Raw genomic sequence first — 19,050 nt, 5'->3', positions numbered from 1 at the left:
TGCTCGTCGTCACACAGGCGTCGCTGGTCATCGGCGGTTCGAGGCCTGTTCGTGACCGTCCAGCCGAAAGGGGAGCCGTGCCCGCCCGCGACGCCCGCAGCGGACCCGCCCGCGACCGCGCTGCCTCGGGGAAGGACGGGGGCCGTGCGGTCGGCCGGCCCGGGAGCGGCCGGCCCCGACCGGGGCGCGTGCCGGACCGCCCGTCGGCGCGCCGCTCCGGCCGGGACGCCGCGGCGCCGCCGCCCGACGCGGTGGTCGTCGGCGCCGTCCCCCTGCTCGCCCGCGTCACCGGCGCGCTGCTGGTCCTGGCCGGGCTGGTCGGCGTCGCCGCCCTGGTCCCGACCTACCTCGTCGTCGGCGGCACCGAGGTCTCGCTCGTCACCGGGTTCGGCAGCGCGCTGGTGGCCCTCGTCGTCCCGGTGGCCCACCTGGTGGTCGGCGGGCTGCTGGTGCGCGGCGCCGTCCCCAAGTTCGGCCTGGCCTACGCCGGGGTCGCCGCGGCGCTGGCTCTCGGGCAGCTCCTCATCGAGCTGTACCGGGGCAGCAGCTCCACCAGCCGCCCGGGCGTGGAGGTGCTCGCCGGTGAGCGGGTGCTCACGAGCACCGTCGAGATCGGCGCCGGCTGGGTGCTCGGCGTCGTCGCGCTGGGGCTGACCGTGCTCGCCGGGATCCTCGCCGCGGTGGCGTGGGGGCGCACGGTCATGGAGGACAGCGGGACCCTCGACCCCGTCCGCTCCGCGCTGGCCGGCGGCGCGGTGCTGCTGGGTGTGCTGACCGTGCTGTGCATGACGCTGCCCGCCGCCGAGGTCCCGGACCGCATCGTCACCGATCCGACGACCGGCCTGGAGACGGTGGTGACCCAGGAGGGCCCACAGGCGCTGCTGGAGCGGCCCGGCCTGGCGCTGCTGGGCGGCCTGCTGCTGGCCGGCGCGGTGGTGCTGTGCTCGGTCGTGTCGCCGTCCCTGCGCCCGCGGCTGGCGGCCGTGGGCGGGCTGCTGGCGCTGGCCGTCTCGGTGCTCGCGGCCGGGCTGACCGGCGCCCGCGACGCGGCCATCTCCGACGAGCTGCAGTGGACCGTGCCCGGCGCCGGGCTGGTCGTCGCCGGCCTCGGGTACGTGCTGCTCACCGTCCTGGCCTGGCGGCTGCGGCGTGCCCCGGCCGCGGCCGGAGGGTGACCGGGACCACCTCCGGACCTACAGTGCCCCCCGTGGCTGAGGAACGCATCCGCGTGGTCGTCGCCAAGCCCGGCCTCGACGGGCACGACCGCGGGGCCAAGGTGGTGGCCCGCGCGCTGCGCGACGCCGGCATGGAGGTCGTCTACACCGGCCTGCACCAGACGCCGGAGCAGATCGTCGAGACCGTCGTCCAGGAGGACGCCGACGCCGTCGGCCTGTCGGTCCTCTCGGGCGCGCACATGACGCTGTTCGAGCGCCTCACCGAGCTGATGCGGGAGCGCGGGATCGACGACGTCGTCGTCTTCGGCGGCGGGATCATCCCGGACGAGGACATCCCCGAGCTCGAGCGGATGGGGGTGGCCCGCATCTTCACCCCCGGCGCGACCACCACCGAGATCGTCGACTGGGTCCGCGAGCACGTCGGGGCGCCGGCCGGCACCTGAGTGCGCAGGTCACCGCCGGACCCGGCTGTGACCCCGCCCACCCGCGCCCCCGCCGGTGCGGCGGGCCGGTTTCGGGCGGGCTACGGTGCTCGTTCGTGGATCTCTTCGAGTACCAGGCGCGTGACCTGTTGGCATCGCACGGCGTGCCCGTGCTCCCCGGTGGCGTGGCCGAGACGCCGGAGCAGGCGGAGGCCATCGCCCGCGAGATCGGGCAGACCGTCGTCGTCAAGGCGCAGGTCAAGGTGGGTGGCCGCGGCAAGGCCGGCGGCGTCAAGCTGGCCGACGACGCCGAGGAGGCGAAGGCGCGGGCGCAGGACATCCTCGGCCTGGACATCAAGGGCCACATCACCCACCGCGTGATGGTCGCGCAGGCCAGCGACATCGCCGAGGAGTACTACTTCTCCTACCTGCTCGACCGGGCCAACCGCACCTTCCTGGCGATGGCCTCGCGCGAGGGCGGCATGGAGATCGAGCAGCTCGCCGTCGAGCGCCCCGAGGCCCTGGCCCGCATCCCCGTGGACGCCACGCGGGGCGTGGACGAGGCCAAGGCCGCCGAGATCGTCGACGCGGCGAACTTCCCCGCCGAGGTCCGCGACCAGGTCATCGCCATCGCGCAGCGGCTGTGGGAGGTCTTCAGCAAGGAGGACGCCACGCTGGTCGAGGTCAACCCGCTGGCCAAGGCGCCCGACGGCACCGTCCTGGCGCTCGACGCGAAGGTGACCCTCGACGACAACGCCGCCTTCCGGCACGACAACCGGGCCGCGCTGGAGGACACCGCCTCCGCCGACCCGCTCGAGGCCGCGGCCAAGGAGAAGGACCTCAACTACGTCAAGCTCGACGGCGAGGTCGGCATCATCGGCAACGGCGCCGGCCTGGTCATGAGCACCCTGGACGTCGTCGCGTACGCCGGCGAGGAGTTCGGCGGCGTCAAGCCGGCCAACTTCCTCGACATCGGCGGCGGCGCCTCGGCCGAGGTGATGGCCAACGGGCTGCACATCATCCTGTCCGACCCCGCCGTGAAGAGCGTGTTCGTCAACGTCTTCGGGGGCATCACCGCCTGCGACGCCGTGGCCAACGGCATCGTGCACGCGCTGCAGCTGCTCGGCGACGAGGCGACCAAGCCGCTGGTCGTCCGGCTCGACGGCAACAACGTGGAGGAGGGCCGGCGGATCCTCGCCGAGGCCAACCACCCGCTCGTGACCCTGGTCGACACGATGGACGGCGCCGCGCGCCGGGCCGCCGAGCTCGCCGCCGCCTGAAACAGGACCCTCTGCCCCCACGCCTCGCAGGCTCGGCGCGGGTCCCCGCAGAGGGGCCGGCCCCACCGCCCTTCTCCGAAATGGACTGATAGAGAGATGTCGATCTTCCTCAACGAGAACAGCAAGGTCATCGTCCAGGGCATGACCGGCTCCGAGGGGCGCAAGCACACCCAGCGCATGCTCGCCTCCGGCACCGCGATCGTCGGCGGCGTCAACCCGAAGAAGGCCGGCGAGAGCGTCGAGTTCGACGGCGCCACCGTGCCGGTGTTCGGCTCCGTCGCCGAGGCGATGAAGGAGACCGGCGCCGACGTCAGCGTCATCTTCGTGCCGCCGGCCGGCGCGAAGGGCGCCGTCATCGAGGCCGTGGACGCCCAGATCGGGCTGGCCGTGGTCATCACCGAGGGCATCCCGGTGCACGACTCGACCTACCTCTGGGCGCACGCCCAGGGCGGATCCACCCGGATCATCGGCCCGAACTGCCCCGGCCTGATCAGCCCGGGGCGGTCGAACGCCGGCATCATCCCGGCCAACATCACCAAGCAGGGCAAGATCGGCCTGGTCAGCAAGTCGGGCACGCTGACCTACCAGATGATGTTCGAGCTGCGCGACATCGGCTTCTCCACCTGCGTGGGCATCGGCGGCGACCCGGTCATCGGCACCACCCACATCGACTGCCTCCAGGCCTTCCAGGACGACCCGGAGACCGAGGCGATCGTGATGATCGGTGAGATCGGTGGGGACGCCGAGGAGCGCGCGGCCGACTTCATCAAGGCCAACGTGACCAAGCCGGTCGTCGGCTACGTCGCCGGCTTCACCGCCCCCGAGGGCAAGACGATGGGCCACGCCGGCGCCATCGTGTCCGGCTCCGCCGGCACCGCGCAGGCCAAGAAGGAGGCCCTCGAGGCGGCCGGCGTCCGCGTCGGCAAGACGCCGTCGGAGACCGCCCGCCTCATGCGCGACATCGTCGGCTGAGGGAGGACGCCCCTCTCCCGGGGACCGGCGCGTCCCGCCTCGGCACGGCCGCTGCCCGGCACCCCGGCCACGGGGTGCCGGGCAGCGGCGTCCTCACCCCCTGGGGTGCCGCCCAGGCGTGTCCGGCGGCCCGTCGCGGCCGGCATGCCGTAGGAATCCCCCCGGACCGTGCGGAACGCGCACGGCCGGAAGCGACGGGACGTGGGACATGGGGGGCTCGCCGGGGATGCCCGCGGGCACGGTCGTGCCGGTCACCCGGCCGATCGCGGTGCGGCAGCTCGCTGCCGGGCTGGCGGCGGTCGCCGCGCTGGTGACCGGCAGCGGGCTGGCGCTCAGCCTGGACACGGTCGAGTACAGCGACGAGTTCACGACCGGCCTGACGATCAGCCGGCTCGCCTGGGGCGAGCGGGTGACCGGTGCCGGCACCGAGGAGTTCCTCTACCAGACCGTCAGCTGGGGCGGCCCGCTCGTGCTGGCGGTCGTGCTGCTGACCGCGGCGGCCGCCGCGGCGCTGGTGACGGCCCGGGTGGGTGACCGCGGTCCGTGGGCGAGGCTCGCCCAGCTGCTCGCGGTCGCCGGCGGCGCCGTCACCGCCGGGGTGTTCGCCACCCTCTGGGTCTTCGGCCGGACCGACGTGTCGGTGGCCGAGTACGCGGTCGAGGGAACGCGCGTGACGACCCAGTGGGGTCCGCTGATGGGCGTGCTCGGGGTAGCCGTCGTCCTCGCCGGCGCCGCGGCGGCGACCGCGCGCCGCGGCCGCGCCGACGTCCTCGCCACCGTGGAGGTGCGGGCATGACCTCCAACCCCGTGTCCTGGACGTCGCCCGCCGCCACGTCCGCCGGCGGCGTCGGGTGGACGCCGTCGCCCCGCCCCGCCCTGCCGCTGGCGGCGCTGGCGCGGCTGCTCGCCGGAGGCCTCACCGGGCTCGCCGGGGCGCTCGTCCTCGGCGGGACGTTCCCCACCCTGCTGTCCATCGACGACAACGGCCTGGAGTACCGGCAGTCGGGCTGGTCCGTGGAGCACGCGGGCGACCCGACCGCCGACACCCTGCTCCTCGGCATCCCGCTGACCGTGGGCGCCGTCGGCCTGCTGGCCGCGGCGGCCCTGGTCCTCGCCTCGGTCTGGCGGCCGGGCCTGCGCGCCGTGGCGCTGGCCGTCACCGTCGGCGCCGCCGCCCTGGTCACCGCGGAGTTCTGGACGGCCGGCTCGTACCTCTCCGACGCGCTGGACGTGGCCCGCGAGGCGGACCTGGACGGGTTCAGCGCCTCCCGCGGGGCCGGCTACTGGCTGCTGCTGGCCGGGACGGTGGTCGCGCTGCTCGCCCTCGCCGCTCTCGGCGCCGCCGAGGCCGCCGGCCTGCGCCGGCCGGCCGTTCCCCCGGCACCCGCGCCCCCGCCGCCCTGGGCGGCCGCCGCGCCGGTCGCCGGGCCGCCCGACTGGGCCACCGAGACCGACACGTGGGGAGGGGCACGATGAGCGCCTGGCAGCCGCCGGACGACGCGCAGCCGCAGTGGCACGCCGGGCCGCCGCCCGCGCCGTGGCCGGCCCCCTCCGCGCCGCCCGCCGCCGTGCCGCCCCCGCCCGCCGCGCCGCGCCCGGTCTGGCCGCTGCCGCCCGCCGCCGTGTGGGCGGCCGGAGCGCTGGCCGTCGCCGGCGCCGTCCTGCTCGTCGTGCTGCTGGCCGTCGGATCGGTGACCGACGTCCTCGCCGCGGCCAACCTCGCGCGCGAGGACGCGTCGGTGCTCGGCGGGCTGCTCGGCACGCTCGCCGCCGCGGGCCTGCTGGCCGGCGCCGCTTCGGTGCTGTCCGGACGGGGGAGCGGCCTGCTGCGCGCCGCCGGCGTCGCGGTCGCGGTGCTCGCCGTGCTCGCCGTCGTCGCGGCGGCGATCGTGCAGGGGCGGGTGGACGTGCCCGCGCTGGTGTTCGGCCTCGTGGTCACCGCCGTCGCGGCCGGCGCGGCCGGGCTGACCGCGGCGCCCTCGACGGCCGCCTGGACCGCGGCGGCGGAGCGGCGTTCGGCCGAGCGGGCGATCGGCCGCCTGACCGGTCCCCGCGCCGTCCCGCTGCCCGCCCGCGGTGCCGCCTCCCTCGTGGCGTCCCTCGTCCTGGTGGTCGGCGTGGTGCTCGCCGGGGTCCTCACGACCTCGGCCCTCGCCCCCGACGTGGCCGGGGCGCAGGAGGCCGCCGTCGTCCCGGTGGACGGCGCGGCCCCGATCCCGGTCGCCCGGGGGGACGTCGAGTACGAGCCGGCGCTCGACCAGCTGGCCCGCGAGTGCGCCGGGGGTGACCTCGGCAGCTGCGACCGGCTCTACCTCGAGTCGGACCTGTTCAGCGAGTACGAGGAGTACGGCAGCACCTGCGGCGGCCGCACCGGCACCGAGTACGCCGGCGACTGCGCCGAGCGCTTCGACTGACCGCCGGCGCCGTCCCCAGGGTGCACCCGGGGCGGTGCCGGTCACGGACCCGGGACGGCTGGCGCGGCACAGTTGCGCCGGGCGACCTGGGCCGACACCATGCGCTCCGCAACGCCTGTTCCTACCGAGGAGAGCCCCGTCATGACCTCCAGCCAGCCCCCGCAGCCGCCGGGCGGGTACGGGCCGCCGCCCCAGGGCGGGCAGCCCGGGTACGGGCAGCAGCCCGGGTTCCCGCCGCCCGCGCCGGGGCAGCCGTCGTACGGTCAGCCGGGGCAGCCCCAGCCCGGCCAGCCGCAGCCCGGCCAGCCGCCGTACGGGCCGCCGCCCGGCTACCCGCCGCAGCCCGGCCAGCCGGGGTACAACCCCTACGCCCAGCCCGCGGGCACGGGCGGGTTCTCGTTCGACGCCGGGAAGCTGAAGATGGCGGACTACGTCATCGCCGGCGGGACGCTGCTGTTCCTGGTGCTCGCGCTGTTCCCGTGGTGGGACTACGGGGACATCTACTTCACCGACGTCTCGTTCTCCGGCTTCAGCTCGGGGCTGGTGAGCTCGGCGTTCGTGCTGTTCCTCCTGGCCGCGGTCTGGGCGGTGCTGCCGGCGTTCTACGAGGTGAAGCTCGGCTTCCCGCGCGGCTGGATCACCGTCGGCCTGGCCGCCCTGGCCACGCTGCTGGTGCTCTTCGCCTGGATCGACACCTTCGAGGCCGGCTTCTCGATCTTCCCGCTGCTCGGGTTCCTCGTCTCCCTGGCGATCCTGCTGTTCGCGTTCCTGGCCCTGCTGCCGGAGCTGAAGAACCGTCCCGCGCTTCCGGGCAACCTGGCCGGCGCCGCCCAGTGGGCCAACCAGCAGGCCCCGAACCTGCCGGGTCAGTTCGGCGGCGCGCCGCAGGGCGGGGCCCCGGCGCAGCAGTACGGGCAGCCGGCCCCGCCTCCGTCCTACGGTCAGGCGCAGCAGCCGGCCTACGGGCCGCCGCCGTCGCACACCGGTCCGGTGCCCGGCGGCCCGGCGTCGGGGCCCGGCACCCCGCCTCCGCCGCCGTACGGCGGTCCCGGCGGCCCGCAGGGCTCCGGTGGCTCCACCGCCTCGGGTTCCGGCCCGGCGCAGGGCCCGGGCGGTCCCTCGACCGCCTGAGCCCCGCCTCCCCTTCGACGCCGACCGCCGGCGGCCTCCGGGCCGCCGGCGGTCGGCGCGTTCCGGGCCGGGACGGCGCGTGCGCCGACCTCCGGCGGGCGGGCTTGGGAGAGTGGGGGCATGGCCTCCTCCAGCCCACGGGTCCCGGCCGTCGACCGCCGTGCGGGCGCAGCGGACGACCCGGGGAGGACCCGCGGCCCGGTCTGGGCCGCGCTCGCCGCGGCGGCCGTGTCGCTGGTCGGGCTCGTCGGGCTGGGCGTGGCCGTCGTCGTGGTCTCCACGCTCGACCCGGCCGGCGGGCTCGCGGCCGGCGGCTCGGCCGCGCTCGCCGGCCGGCTGTGGCTGCTGGCGCAGGGGGCCGAGCTCGCGCTGCCCGGTGGACCGCTGCGGCTGGCACCGCTGCTGCTGACCCTCGGCATCGCCTGGGGGCTGGCGCGCGCGGGACGGCTCGCCGTCCACCTCGCCGGCGCGACGTCGGCCGCCGCGGCCGCCGCGACGACCGGGGCGCTGGTGGTCGTCCACACCGCCCTCACCCTGCTGCTGGGCGTGCTCCTCGACGACCCGGATGCCGGCGTCGACCTGCTGCGCACCGGGCTCGGCGCCCTGGTCCTGTCGCTCGCCGCCGGGGGCTGGGGGGTGCTGCGGGAGTCGGGCAGGCTCGAGGACGCTCTCGACCGGCTGCCCGCGGCGGCGCGCCCCGTTCCCCGGGCGGTGCTGGCCGGTGGCCTGACGCTGCTCGCCCTGTGCACCGCGGTGGTCGGCGTCGCGCTCGCCAACGACGCCGGCGGGTACGCCGCCCTCTCCCGAGAGCTCGGCGGCGCGGGCGCCGGCGCCGTCGGTCTGCTGGCGCTGGCCGTGCTGCTGCTGCCGAACGCGGCGGCGGCCGTGCTCGGCATGGCCGCAGGCCCCGGTTTCGTCATCGGCGCCGGCACGGTGGTGTCGGTCCACGGGGTGACCCTCGGGCCCGTGCCCGCGCTGCCGCTGCTGGCCGCCCTGCCGGACACGCAGGCGGTCCCGCTGCTCGCGTTCCTCTCCCAGGCGGTCCCGGCGCTCGGCGGCCTGGTCACCGGCGCCGTGCTGGCCCGCCGGATGAGCCCCGGCGACGGCGGGCCGGTGGCGGCGGGTCTGTGGGGGGTGCTCGCCGGCGTCCTGCTGGGCGCCGTCAGCGGGCTGGCCGTGGCGCTGGCCGGGGGCGCGCTCGGTGACGCCGCGCTCGCCGAGGTGGGCGCCCCCGCGCTGGCCACGGGGCTGGCGGTGGCCGCGCAGGCCGGCATCGCCGCGGCCCTCGCGGCGGCGGTGGCCCGGTGGCGGGCCCGTCGCTGACCCGCCCGGCGAGGGGCTCGCGCCGAGCCCGGTGAGGTGCTGGAGCGGCCCGCCCTGCCGGCCCCGTCCAGAGGCTCGCGCCGAGCCTGCGAGGCGGGAGGAGGACGGGGTCCTTATAGGGTCGTCGTCGTGCCCGCACCAGAGTTCCGCCCGCGGGCGCGGGTCGTGGTCCTGATCTCCGGCACCGGCTCGCTGTGCGCCGCGCTGCTCGCCGCCACCGACGACCCGGCCTACCCGGCCACCGTCGTCGCCGTCGGCGCCGACCGGGAGGCGGCGGGCCTGGAGCACGCCCGCCGGCGCGGCCTGCCGACGTTCGTGTGCGCGCTGCGCGACCACCCCGACCGGTCCGCCTGGGACCGCGCGCTGGCCGCCGCGATCGCCGCCCACGCGCCCGACCTGGTCGTCTCCGCCGGCTTCATGAAGATCGTCGGCCCCGCCGTGCTCGAGGCGTTCGGCGGGCGGCTGGTCAACACCCACCCCGCGCTGCTGCCGGCCTTCCCCGGCGCCCACGCGGTGCGCGACGCGCTGGCCGCGGGGGTGGCGGTGACCGGGTCGACGGTGCACCTGGTCGACGCCGGCGTCGACACCGGCCCGGTGCTCGCCCAGCGGGAGGTGCCCGTCGAGCCGGGGGACGACGAGGCGAGCCTGCACGAACGCATCAAGACGGTGGAGCGCGAGCTCCTGGTGGAGACGGTGGCGGGACTGGTCACCGGCGACGTGGCGAGGGAGACCCTTCGATGACCGACCGCACCCCGATCCGGCGCGCGCTGCTGGGCGTCTACGACAAGTCCGGCATCGAGGACCTGGCCCGCGGCCTGGCCGCCGCCGGGGTGGAGCTGGTCAGCACCGGTGCCACCGCGCGGCGGATCGCCGAGGCCGGCGTCCCGGTCACGCCGGTGGAGAAGGTGACCGGGTTCCCCGAGTGCCTCGACGGGCGGGTGAAGACGCTGCACCCGGCGGTGCACGCCGGCATCCTGGCCGACCGGCGCCGGGCCGAGCACAGCGCCCAGCTCGACGAGCTCGGCATCGCGCCGTTCGACCTGGTCGTCGTCAACCTCTACCCGTTCACCGAGACCGTCGCCTCGGGGGCGGCGCCCGACGAGTGCGTCGAGCAGATCGACATCGGCGGGCCGGCCATGGTGCGGGCCGCGGCGAAGAACCACCCGTCGGTGGCGGTCGTCGTCGATCCCGCCCGCTACGACGACGTCCTGGCCGCGGTGGCCGCCGGCGGGTTCACGCTGGCCGAGCGGCAGCGGCTGGCCGCCGCCGCGTTCCGGCACACCGCCACCTACGACATCGCCGTCGCCTCCTGGATGGGCAACGTGCTGGCGCCCGACGACGACTCGGGCTTCCCGGCCTGGGTCGGCGCCACGTGGGAGCGGGCCGACGTCCTGCGGTACGGCGAGAACCCGCACCAGGGGGCCGCCCTCTACCGGGGGCTGACGCCGGGGCTGGCGCACGCCGAGCAGCTGCACGGCAAGGCGATGTCCTACAACAACTACGTCGACACCGACGCCGCCTGGCGGGCCGCGCACGACCACAACGACCCCTGCGTGGCGATCATCAAGCACGCCAACCCGTGCGGCATCGCCGTCGGCGCGGACATCGCCTCGGCGCACCGCAAGGCGCACGCCTGCGACCCGGTGTCGGCCTTCGGCGGGGTGATCGCGGCCAACCGCGAGGTCGACCTGACCATGGCCGAGCAGGTCTCCGAGGTGTTCACCGAGGTGGTGGTCGCGCCGTCGTTCACCGACGACGCGCTCGGGGTGCTGACGGCGAAGAAGAACATCCGGCTGCTGCGGCTGCCGCACGTGCCCGGGGCCGGCGCGGAGATGCGGCCGGTGAGCGGTGGGCTGCTGCTGCAGGTCGCCGACCGCGTGGACGCACCGGGGGACGACCCGACGACGTGGACGCTGGTCGCCGGCGAGCCGCTCGACGCCGCCGAGCTGGACAACCTCGTCTTCGCCTGGCGGTCGGTGCGGGCGGTGAAGAGCAACGCGATCCTGCTGGCGCACGACAAGGCGACCGTGGGCGTCGGCATGGGGCAGGTCAACCGGGTGGACAGCGCCCGGCTGGCCGTGGCCCGGGCGGGGGAGCGGGCGGCCGGCGCGGTCGCCGCCTCCGACGCGTTCTTCCCGTTCGCCGACGGCCTGCAGGTGCTGCTCGACGCCGGGGTGCGCGCCGTCGTCCAGCCGGGTGGCTCGGTGCGCGACGAGGAGGTCATCGCCGCGGCGACGGCGGCGGGCGTCCCGATGTACCTGACCGGCACCCGGCACTTCGCGCACTGAGGCGGGCGGCGCGGGTCGCGGGAGGGGGTCCGCTCAGGCCGAGCGGTACTTCGGCGACGAGAGCAGCGCCTTGAGCGAGCCGAGCAGCCCGAGGCCGGCGACGGCGATGGCGAACCAGAAGCCGAGCCGGAACTCGCCGAGCGCCCACCCGTTGTCGGCCAGCGGCACCAGCACGCCGGCGGCGACGGCGAGGCTGACGAGCAGCGCCAGGAGCCCGAGGAAGCGGTGCGCCTTGGCCGGGACCAGCAGCAGCAAGCCCAGCACGAAGAGGACGCCGCCACCGAGGAGGATCGCCATCGGCTGCCAGAAGCCGGAGCTGAACAGCTCGCCGACGCCCTCGCCGAGCGTGTCGAAGGCCATCCGCAGGATGTCCCAGCCGCGGGTCTCGTCACCCGGCAGCCAGGACAGCAGCAGGCTCACCCCGGCGGCGATGCCGGCCAGGATGAGCAGCAGGCCCGCGAGGGCGTCGCCCTTGCGCACCGCGACCGGCTGGGTCGAGTACTGCGGGGTCGTGGCGGAGCCCTCGCCGGCCTGGCCGTAGCCCGCGGGGCCGGCCGTCGTCGGCCCGCTGACCGGCCGGATGCCGGGAGTGGTGTGCTCCCGCCAGTCGTCGTCGCGGTAGGTGGGGTCGTGCGCGGACCGGCTCCCGGACGGGTAGGGGGTCTGTTCGCGCTCGCTCATGGGGCTCCTCCGGCGGGTCCGCGGCTGCCTGTGGGCCTCCGCACCGCCGAGCCTAGGACCGCGAGCGCTCCGCCGGAGGGGTCTCCGGCACACTGTCGGTCGTGCCCGCGACGATCCTCGACGGCAAGGCCACCGCTGCGGCGATCCGCACCGAGCTCACCGCGCGCGTCGCGGCGCTGACCGCAGCGGGGCGCCGGCCCGGCCTGGGCACGCTGCTCGTCGGCGACGACCCGGGCAGCCGCTGGTACGTCAACGCCAAGCACAAGGACTGCGCCGAGGTCGGCATCGCGAGCATCCAGCGCGAGCTCCCGGCGACGGCGACCCAGTCCGACGTGCTCGAGGTCGTCGCCGAGCTCAACGCCGACCCCGCCTGCACCGGCTACATCGTGCAGCTGCCGCTGCCCGACCAGGTCGACGAGTACGCCGTCCTCGAGGCGATGGACCCGGCCAAGGACGCCGACGGCCTGCACCCGGTCAGCCTCGGCCGGCTGGTGCTGGGCGTGCCCGGCGCCCTGCCGTGCACGCCGGTCGGCATCGTCGAGCTGCTGCGCCGCTACGACGTGCCGATCGCCGGCGCGGAGGTCGTGGTCGTCGGCCGCGGCATCACCGTCGGCCGCCCGCTGGGCCTGCTGCTCACCCGGCGCAGCGAGAACGCCACCGTGACCCTCTGCCACACCGGCACCCGCGACCTCGCCGCGCACGTGCGCGCCGCCGACGTCGTCGTGGCCGCCGCCGGGGTCCCCGGCCTCATCACCCGGGAGATCGTCAAGCCCGGGGCCGCCGTCCTCGACGTCGGCGTCAGCCGGGTGGACGGGAAGATCGCCGGGGACGTCGCCCTCGACGTCGTCGACGTGGCCGGCTTCGTCGCGCCCAACCCCGGCGGCGTGGGCCCCATGACCCGCGCGATGCTGCTGGCCAACGTGGTGTCGGCGGCCGAGCAGGCCGCGGCGGTGGACGTCCTCTCCGCCTGATGACCCGCCCGCCGCTCTACGTCCGCCGGCCCTTCCTCGCCGGCCTCCTCCGCCAGCTGCCGCTGGCGGCGGTGCTCCTGGGCGTGGGGGTCGGCCTGCTGATGGTCGCGCTGGAGCACTGGCGGGCCGGGCTGCTGGTGACCGGGCTGGCCGTGGTCGGCGGCGCGGTGCTGCGCCTGCTGCTGCCGGTGCGGCTGGCCGGGTTCCTCGCGGTGCGCAGCCGGACGGTCGACGTCCTGCTGATGGGCGGCGCGGGGCTGGCGCTGGCGGTCATCGCGCTGGCCGTCCCCGGCTCGTGACCCCCTCGGGCGCGCACGGGGCTCCGGCGATAGGTTGACGGCCATGGCTGAGAAGTCCCGGTCGGGCAAGGTCACCGTCGTCGGCGCCGGTTTCTACGGGTCCACCACCGCCCTGCGGCTGGCGGAGTACGACATCTTCGAGACCGTCGTGCTGACCGACATCGTGGAGGGCAAGCCGGAAGGCCTCGCCCTGGACATGAACCAGTCGCGGCCCATCGAGGGCTTCGAGACCAAGGTGGTCGGTGTCGGCGGCGGCTCCTACGAGGGCACCGAGGGCTCCGACGTCGTCGTCATCACCGCCGGCCTGCCCCGCAAGCCCGGGATGAGCCGCATGGACCTCATCGAGACGAACGCCAAGATCGTCCGCGAGGTCTCCGAGAACGTCGCCCGCACCTCGCCCGAGGCGGTCGTCATCGTGGTGTCGAACCCGCTCGACGAGATGACCGCGCTCGCGCAGCTGGCCACCGGCTTCCCGAAGAACCGGGTGATGGGCCAGGCGGGCATGCTCGACACCGCCCGCTTCAGCAACAACGTGGCCGAGGAGCTCGGCGTCCCGGTCGCCTCCGTGCAGACCCTGACGCTGGGCTCGCACGGCGACACGATGGTGCCGGTGCCCTCGCGGTGCACCGTCGACGGCAAGCCGCTGTCCGACGTCCTGCCGCAGGACCGCATCGACCACCTGGTCGACCGCACCCGCAACGGCGGCGCCGAGGTCGTCGCCCTGCTCAAGACCGGCTCGGCGTACTACGCCCCGTCGGCCGCGGCCGCTCGCATGGCGCGCGCGGTCATGGAGGACTCCGGTGCGGTCATGCCGGTCTGCGCCTGGGTGGACGGCGAGTACGGCATCTCCGGGGTCTACCTGGGGGTGGAGGCCGAGATCGGGCGCGAGGGCGTGCGGCGGGTCGTCGAGGGCGACCTGTCCGAGAGCGAACTGGCCGGGCTGCGCGAGGCGGCCGAGGCCGTGCGGGCCAAGCAGGCCGACGTAGCCGACCTCTGAGCCGTCCCCGGCTCGGAGCCTGCAGAAAGAGAGCACGAACGTGAGCAAGATCAAGGTCGAGGGCACCGTCGTCGAGCTCGACGGCGACGAGATGACCCGGATCATCTGGCAGTTCATCAAGGACCAGCTGATCCTCCCGTACCTCGACGTGAACCTCGAGTACTACGACCTGGGCATCGAGAAGCGCGACGAGACCGACGACCAGATCACGATCGACGCCGCCAACGCGATCAAGGAGCACGGCGTCGGCGTCAAGTGCGCCACCATCACCCCGGACGAGGCGCGGGTCGAGGAGTTCGGCCTGAAGAAGATGTGGCGGTCCCCGAACGGGACGATCCGCAACATCCTCGGCGGCGTCATCTTCCGCGAGCCGATCATCATGTCCAACGTGCCGCGGCTGGTGCCCGGCTGGACCAAGCCGATCGTCGTCGGCCGCCACGCGTTCGGTGACCAGTACCGCGCCACCGACTTCCGCTTCCCCGGCGAGGGGACGCTGACGGTGACCTTCACCCCGGCCGACGGCTCCGAGCCGATCGAGCACGAGGTGTTCCAGGCGCCGGGCGCGGGCGTGGCGCTGGCCATGTACAACCTCGACGAGTCCATCAAGGACTTCGCCCGGGCCTCGATGAACTACGGCCTGCAGCGCGGCTACCCGGTCTACCTCTCCACCAAGAACACGATCCTCAAGGCCTACGACGGCCGGTTCAAGGACCTGTTCCAGGAGATCTTCGAGACCGAGTTCAAAGACAAGTTCGAGTCCGCCGGCATCACCTACGAGCACCGGCTCATCGACGACATGGTGGCCGCGTCGCTCAAGTGGGAGGGCGGCTACGTCTGGGCCTGCAAGAACTACGACGGCGACGTCCAGAGCGACACCGTGGCGCAGGGCTTCGGCTCGCTGGGCCTGATGACCTCGGTGCTGATGAGCCCCGACGGCCGCACCGTCGAGGCCGAGGCCGCGCACGGCACGGTCACCCGGCACTTCCGCCAGCACCAGCGCGGCGAGCAGACCTCGACCAACCCGATCGCGTCGATCTTCGCCTGGACCCGGGGCCTGGCCCACCGCGGCAAGCTCGACGGCACCCCCGAGGTCACCCGGTTCGCCGAGACCCTGGAGAAGGTCTGCATCGACACCGTCGAGGGCGGCCAGATGACCAAGGACCTCGCGCTGCTGATCAGCAAGGACCAGGCCTGGCTCAACACCCAGGACTTCCTCGCCGCGATCGACAGCAACCTGCAGAAGGCCATGGCCTGACGTGATGGCCTGACGCGGTAGCGCCGTTCCACGATCACTTCGGGCCCACCGTTGCCTCAGCACTCCTGAGGCAACGGTGGGCCCGAAGTGATCCGGGGCCTGTGGGGGCTGGCGGGGTCGCCGCCGGAGACCCGCCTGCGGCTGCTGCTGCACCGCTCGGGTCTGCCCGTCCCGGTCGCCCAGCACGTGGTTCGGGACGGCGGGCGGTTCATCGCGAAGGGTCGACTTCGCCTGGCCGGACCGCGAGCTCGCCTTGGAGCACGACGGGGTGTGGCACGGCGACCCGGAGCAGTTCCCGAAGGACCGTCGTCGGCTCAACCGGCTCAACCGGCTCTCGGACGTGGACTGGCGCGTGCGGTTCGTGACCAGCCAGGACATGCGCCGTCCGGCGGAGCTGGTCCGCGAGGTCGAGCGCGCACCGGCCGGGGGTCGGTCAGGCGAAGTTCTGGGTCCACCAGGGGCCACCGGGGCCCTGGGCGACGCCGACGCCGAGGCGGGTCAGCGAGCAGTTGAGGATGTTGGCGCGGTGGCCGGCGCTGTCCATCCAGTCCGCCATCACCGCGGCGGCGTCTGGCTGGCCGTAGGCGATGTTCTCGGCGAGGACGGTGACGCCGGCGCGGTCCCCGCGGTCGAACGGGGAGAGGCCGTCGGGGTCGGTGTGGGAGAAGAAGCCGCGGTCGCGCATGTCGGCGCTGAACGCGCGGGCCACCGACGCCAGCCCCTCGTCGGCGACCACCGGGCCGCAGCCGGCCGCCGCGCGCTCCCGGTTGACCAGGGCCAGGACCTGGCCCTCGGCGCCGGCGTCGGCCGGGGCCGCCGCGGCCGCCGGCGCCGAGGCCGGCGTCGACCCGCCGGACTGCGCCGGGGCGGGGGAGGTGGCGGTGGTCTCCTCCGCGGCGGTCGTCTCCGCGGTGGTCTCCGGCGCGGGCTGCTCCTCGGTCGCGGTCCCGGGCGCGGTCCCGGTCGACGGCGCCGGCTCCTCGACGGGGGCGGACGGGGCGGGCTGGGTCGCCTCCGGCGCGGCCGGCGGCGGGGCGTCCGTGCCGTCCACGCCCAGCTGGACGACGTCGGTGCGGGCCTCGCCGGTGGCCGTCGCCGTCCCGGCGGAGGTGCCCGAGGCGCTCAGCCCGCCCTCGGCGCTGGTGACGGCCGGCGCGTACTCGGGCAGGACCAGCGCGATCCCCGCCACGATGCCGCAGACGAGCACGACGGGGGCGATCTTGCCGCGGAGCCGGACCCCGCGCTGCCACCAGGAGGTGCGCACGGCCCGGAGTCGCTCCGCGGTGGAGGGGCCGGTGGGGGTGTGGTGCACGGGAAGGTCCTCGGGAGGCACTAGATCACGGATCGTTACCTAGTCGAGACTACCCGTAGGCGTGGCGCTACGGGCAGTCAGATGTGAGGTAGCTCACCTCCGCCCCTGGGGAGTGGCGTCACCGGGTCCCTTGGTGCGCGCGGGCCCCGGGGGCGGGCAGCATGGAGGGGGTCCGCACCACCCGACCCCGAGGAGCACGCCGCCGGTGAGCGACGTCTGGCTCAACATCGTCATGGTCGTCGTCTTCGTCCTGATCGGCGGCGCCTTCGCCGGGGCGGAGATCGCCCTGGTCTCTCTCCGGGAGTCGCAGGTCCGCGCCCTGTCGGAGCGCGGACGCCGCGGTCAGGCCCTGCAGCGGCTGCTCGGCGACCCGAACCGGTTCCTCGCCGCCGTCCAGGTGGGCGTCACCGTGGCCGGGTTCTTCTCCGCCGCCTTCGGCGCCAGCACCCTGGCCCGCCCGGTCGCCGACTGGCTGGAGGGCTTCGGCATGGGGGAGGGCCTGGCCGGCACGCTCGCGCTCGTCCTGGTCACGATCGCGATCAGCTACCTGTCCCTGGTCGTCGGCGAGCTCACCCCCAAGCGGCTGGCGCTGCAGCGGGCCGAAGGCTTCTCGCTGGCCGTCGCCGCTCCGCTGAACACGATCGCGAAGCTGTTCCGGCCCATCGTGTGGCTGCTGTCGAAGTCCACCGACCTGCTCGTCCGCCTGCTCGGCGGCGACCCGCGGGTCAGCGGTGAGTCGATCAGCCAGGAGGAGCTGCGCGACCTGGTGGCCGCGCACGAGTCGCTGGGCAGCGACGAGCGCCGGCTGATCGGCGAGGTCTTCCGCGCCGGCGACCGCGAGGTCCGCGAGGTCATGACGCCGCGCACCGAGGTCACCTTCCTCGAGGCCGGCATGACCGCCAGCCGCGCGGCCAAGCTCGTGGCCGACTCCAACTGGTCGCGCTACCCGGTGGTCGGCCGCGACCAGGACGACGTCGTCGGCTTCGTGCACGTCCGCGACCTGTTCCTGCCCTCGCACCCGGCCGGCCGGGCCGCCACCGTGGGCGATCTGGCCCGCGAGGTCCGGCGGCTGCCCGGCACCGCGCGGGTGCTCGTCGCGCTCAGCGAGATGCGCCGCGAGAACCAGCACCTGGCGATCGTCGTCGACGAGTACGGCGGCACCGACGGCATCGTCACCCTCGAGGACCTCATCGAGGAGGTCATCGGGGAGATCTACGACGAGTACGACGCCGACGTCGCCCCCGAGGGGCCCGGCCGGCCCGACGGCCCGCAGGAGGTCGACGGCCTGCTCAACCTGGACGACTTCACCGAGGTGACCGGGGTCCGCCTGCCCGAGGGGCCGTACGAGACCGTCGCCGGCTACGTGCTGGCCGAGCTGGGGCGGCTGCCCGAGGTCGGCGACACCGTCGAGCACGACGGCCGCACCTTCACGGTGCTCGAGCTCGACGGGCGGCGGATCGCCCGGCTGTCGGTCAGCCGGCCGCCCGCCCCGGACAGCGAGGAGGACGCGGTGCGCAGCGGCGCCCAGGCGGGCTAGGGCCGCCGCGCAGGACCGCTACCGCCGGGCCCGGGCGACGTCCCAGGCGTCGCGCACGATCCCGGTCAGGTCGGTGTGCCGCGGCGTCCAGCCGAGGTCCGCGCGGATCCGCTCGCTGGAGGCGACCAGCTGCGCCGGGTCGCCCGACCGCCGCGGGCCGACCTCCACCGGCACCGGGTGCCCGGTCACCTCCCGGACGGCGTCGACGACCTGCTGCACCGAGAAGCCGGTGCCGTTGCCGAGGTTGTAGATGCGGTGCTCCCCGGCCGCCGGCGCCGGCAGCGCGAGCAGGTGCGCGTCGGAGAGGTCCTCGACGTGGATGTAGTCGCGGATGCAGGTGCCGTCCGGCGTCGGGTAGTCCTCGCCGTAGACGGTGAGCGACTCCCGCTGCCCGGCGGCCACCTGCAGGGCGAGAGGGATGAGGTGCGTCTCCGTGGTGTGCCGCTCGCCCAGCCCGAACGCCGCCCCGGCCACGTTGAAGTAGCGCAGGCTCACCGCGGCGAAGTCGTGCGCCACCGCGTACGAGGTGAGCATGTGGTCGACGGCGAGCTTGCTCGCGCCGTAGGTGTTGGTCGGCCGGGTCGGTGCGTCCTCGCGGATCGGCACCTGCTCGGGCTCGCCGTAGGTGGCCGCGGTGGAGGAGAAGACGATGCGCCGGCAGTCGGCCGCCCGCATCGCCTCCAGCAGCGCCAGCGTGCCGCCGACGTTGTACCGCCAGTAGTCCTGCGGCGCCTGCTGCGAGGCGCCCACGAGGCTCTTGGCGGCGAAGTGGAGCACGGCTTCCGGCCGGACGTCGGCGAGCACGGGGCCCGAGTCGTCCAGCGAGGCCTCGACGAACCGCGCCCCGGTGGGGACGGCGTCGGCGTGGCCGGTGGAGAGGTCGTCGAGCACGGTCACCTCGTGACCGCCCTGCAGCAGGGCGGCCGTGACTACGCTGCCGATGTACCCGGCGCCGCCGGTGACGAGAACGCGCATGGGGCAACCCTAGGGAGG

The 19,050-nt window shown here is 75.2% G+C and carries 19 protein-coding genes; 16 read left to right on the top strand and 3 right to left on the bottom strand.

Annotated elements, in window-relative coordinates:
- The first annotated feature begins 188 nt into the window (after positions 1–188).
- The 11 genes from ACI78S_RS10420 to purH all read left to right on the top strand — a co-directional run bounded on the left by ACI78S_RS10420 (position 189) and on the right by purH (position 11,005).
- Positions 189–1,175, top strand: a complete 987-nt coding sequence (locus ACI78S_RS10420; protein ID WP_456972893.1) for a hypothetical protein — start codon at positions 189–191, stop codon at positions 1,173–1,175.
- Between the two features lie 32 nt (positions 1,176–1,207).
- Positions 1,208–1,618 carry a cobalamin B12-binding domain-containing protein gene (locus ACI78S_RS10415; RefSeq protein ID WP_456972891.1) on the top strand — a complete coding sequence of 137 codons (411 nt, stop codon included), beginning with the start codon at positions 1,208–1,210 and terminating at the stop codon, positions 1,616–1,618.
- Positions 1,619–1,713: 95 nt separating this feature from the next.
- Positions 1,714–2,877 carry an ADP-forming succinate--CoA ligase subunit beta gene (gene sucC / locus ACI78S_RS10410; RefSeq protein ID WP_456972889.1) on the top strand — a complete coding sequence of 388 codons (1,164 nt, stop codon included), beginning with the start codon at positions 1,714–1,716 and terminating at the stop codon, positions 2,875–2,877.
- A gap of 96 nt (positions 2,878–2,973) precedes the next feature.
- The gene (gene sucD, locus ACI78S_RS10405; RefSeq protein ID WP_456972887.1) at positions 2,974–3,849 is read left to right on the top strand and encodes a succinate--CoA ligase subunit alpha; all 876 of its coding nucleotides are present in this window, start codon (positions 2,974–2,976) and stop codon (positions 3,847–3,849) included.
- A gap of 208 nt (positions 3,850–4,057) precedes the next feature.
- Positions 4,058–4,645 (top strand): hypothetical protein, encoded by a 588-nt coding sequence (locus tag ACI78S_RS10400; protein ID WP_456972885.1) that lies wholly within the window; start codon positions 4,058–4,060, stop codon positions 4,643–4,645.
- Positions 4,642–5,325: a hypothetical protein gene (locus ACI78S_RS10395; protein WP_456972883.1), complete on the top strand. Its 684-nt coding sequence runs from the start codon at positions 4,642–4,644 to the stop codon at positions 5,323–5,325. The genes ACI78S_RS10400 and ACI78S_RS10395 overlap by 4 nt, the downstream gene beginning before the upstream one ends.
- Positions 5,322–6,263 carry a hypothetical protein gene (locus tag ACI78S_RS10390; RefSeq protein WP_456972881.1) on the top strand — a complete coding sequence of 314 codons (942 nt, stop codon included), beginning with the start codon at positions 5,322–5,324 and terminating at the stop codon, positions 6,261–6,263. Before ACI78S_RS10395 ends, ACI78S_RS10390 begins: the two co-directional genes overlap by 4 nt.
- Positions 6,264–6,404: 141 nt before the next feature.
- Positions 6,405–7,394 (top strand): hypothetical protein, encoded by a 990-nt coding sequence (locus ACI78S_RS10385; RefSeq protein ID WP_456972879.1) that lies wholly within the window; start codon positions 6,405–6,407, stop codon positions 7,392–7,394.
- Positions 7,395–7,514: 120 nt separating this feature from the next.
- Positions 7,515–8,717, top strand: coding sequence for a cell division protein PerM (locus ACI78S_RS10380; RefSeq protein WP_456972877.1), 1,203 nt, complete (start codon positions 7,515–7,517; stop codon positions 8,715–8,717).
- A 129-nt stretch (positions 8,718–8,846) separates the two neighbouring features.
- On the top strand, positions 8,847–9,458 hold the full coding sequence (gene purN, locus ACI78S_RS10375; protein ID WP_456972875.1) for a phosphoribosylglycinamide formyltransferase: 612 nt from the start codon (positions 8,847–8,849) through the stop codon (positions 9,456–9,458).
- On the top strand, positions 9,455–11,005 hold the full coding sequence (gene purH / locus ACI78S_RS10370) for a bifunctional phosphoribosylaminoimidazolecarboxamide formyltransferase/IMP cyclohydrolase (protein WP_456972873.1): 1,551 nt from the start codon (positions 9,455–9,457) through the stop codon (positions 11,003–11,005). The genes purN and purH overlap by 4 nt, the downstream gene beginning before the upstream one ends.
- 33 nt (positions 11,006–11,038) lie before the next feature.
- Here the strand turns inward: purH and ACI78S_RS10365 are convergent, their stop codons facing one another.
- On the bottom strand, positions 11,039–11,686 hold the full coding sequence (locus ACI78S_RS10365; RefSeq protein ID WP_456972871.1) for a hypothetical protein: 648 nt from the start codon (positions 11,684–11,686) through the stop codon (positions 11,039–11,041).
- A 101-nt stretch (positions 11,687–11,787) separates the two neighbouring features.
- Here ACI78S_RS10365 and ACI78S_RS10360 point away from each other — a divergent pair, with 101 nt between their 5' ends.
- Genes ACI78S_RS10360 through ACI78S_RS10345 form a run of 4 tightly spaced genes read left to right on the top strand, consistent with a single transcriptional unit; the run spans position 11,788 to position 15,208 of the window.
- Positions 11,788–12,657 (top strand): bifunctional methylenetetrahydrofolate dehydrogenase/methenyltetrahydrofolate cyclohydrolase, encoded by an 870-nt coding sequence (locus ACI78S_RS10360; RefSeq protein ID WP_456972869.1) that lies wholly within the window; start codon positions 11,788–11,790, stop codon positions 12,655–12,657.
- On the top strand, positions 12,657–12,956 hold the full coding sequence (locus tag ACI78S_RS10355) for a DUF3017 domain-containing protein (RefSeq protein ID WP_456972867.1): 300 nt from the start codon (positions 12,657–12,659) through the stop codon (positions 12,954–12,956). The genes ACI78S_RS10360 and ACI78S_RS10355 overlap by 1 nt, the downstream gene beginning before the upstream one ends.
- 43 nt (positions 12,957–12,999) lie before the next feature.
- The gene (gene mdh / locus ACI78S_RS10350) at positions 13,000–13,953 is read left to right on the top strand and encodes a malate dehydrogenase (RefSeq protein ID WP_456972865.1); all 954 of its coding nucleotides are present in this window, start codon (positions 13,000–13,002) and stop codon (positions 13,951–13,953) included.
- A gap of 40 nt (positions 13,954–13,993) precedes the next feature.
- Positions 13,994–15,208: an NADP-dependent isocitrate dehydrogenase gene (locus tag ACI78S_RS10345; RefSeq protein ID WP_456972863.1), complete on the top strand. Its 1,215-nt coding sequence runs from the start codon at positions 13,994–13,996 to the stop codon at positions 15,206–15,208.
- Positions 15,209–15,641: 433 nt separating this feature from the next.
- Here ACI78S_RS10345 and ACI78S_RS10340 read toward each other — a convergent pair whose 3' ends face one another.
- Positions 15,642–16,520 carry a CAP domain-containing protein gene (locus tag ACI78S_RS10340; RefSeq protein ID WP_456972861.1) on the bottom strand — a complete coding sequence of 293 codons (879 nt, stop codon included), beginning with the start codon at positions 16,518–16,520 and terminating at the stop codon, positions 15,642–15,644.
- Positions 16,521–16,725: 205 nt separating this feature from the next.
- Here ACI78S_RS10340 and ACI78S_RS10335 point away from each other — a divergent pair, with 205 nt between their 5' ends.
- On the top strand, positions 16,726–18,057 hold the full coding sequence (locus tag ACI78S_RS10335; RefSeq protein ID WP_456972859.1) for a hemolysin family protein: 1,332 nt from the start codon (positions 16,726–16,728) through the stop codon (positions 18,055–18,057).
- Positions 18,058–18,075: 18 nt separating this feature from the next.
- Here the strand turns inward: ACI78S_RS10335 and galE are convergent, their stop codons facing one another.
- The gene (gene galE / locus ACI78S_RS10330; RefSeq protein ID WP_456972858.1) at positions 18,076–19,032 is read right to left on the bottom strand and encodes a UDP-glucose 4-epimerase GalE; all 957 of its coding nucleotides are present in this window, start codon (positions 19,030–19,032) and stop codon (positions 18,076–18,078) included.
- Positions 19,033–19,050 lie beyond the last annotated feature (18 nt).

The organism is Geodermatophilus sp. SYSU D00815, assembly GCF_054050035.1.
The sequence above is the reverse complement of the archived record's forward strand: the minus strand, read 5'-3'. Positions and strand labels throughout refer to the sequence as shown.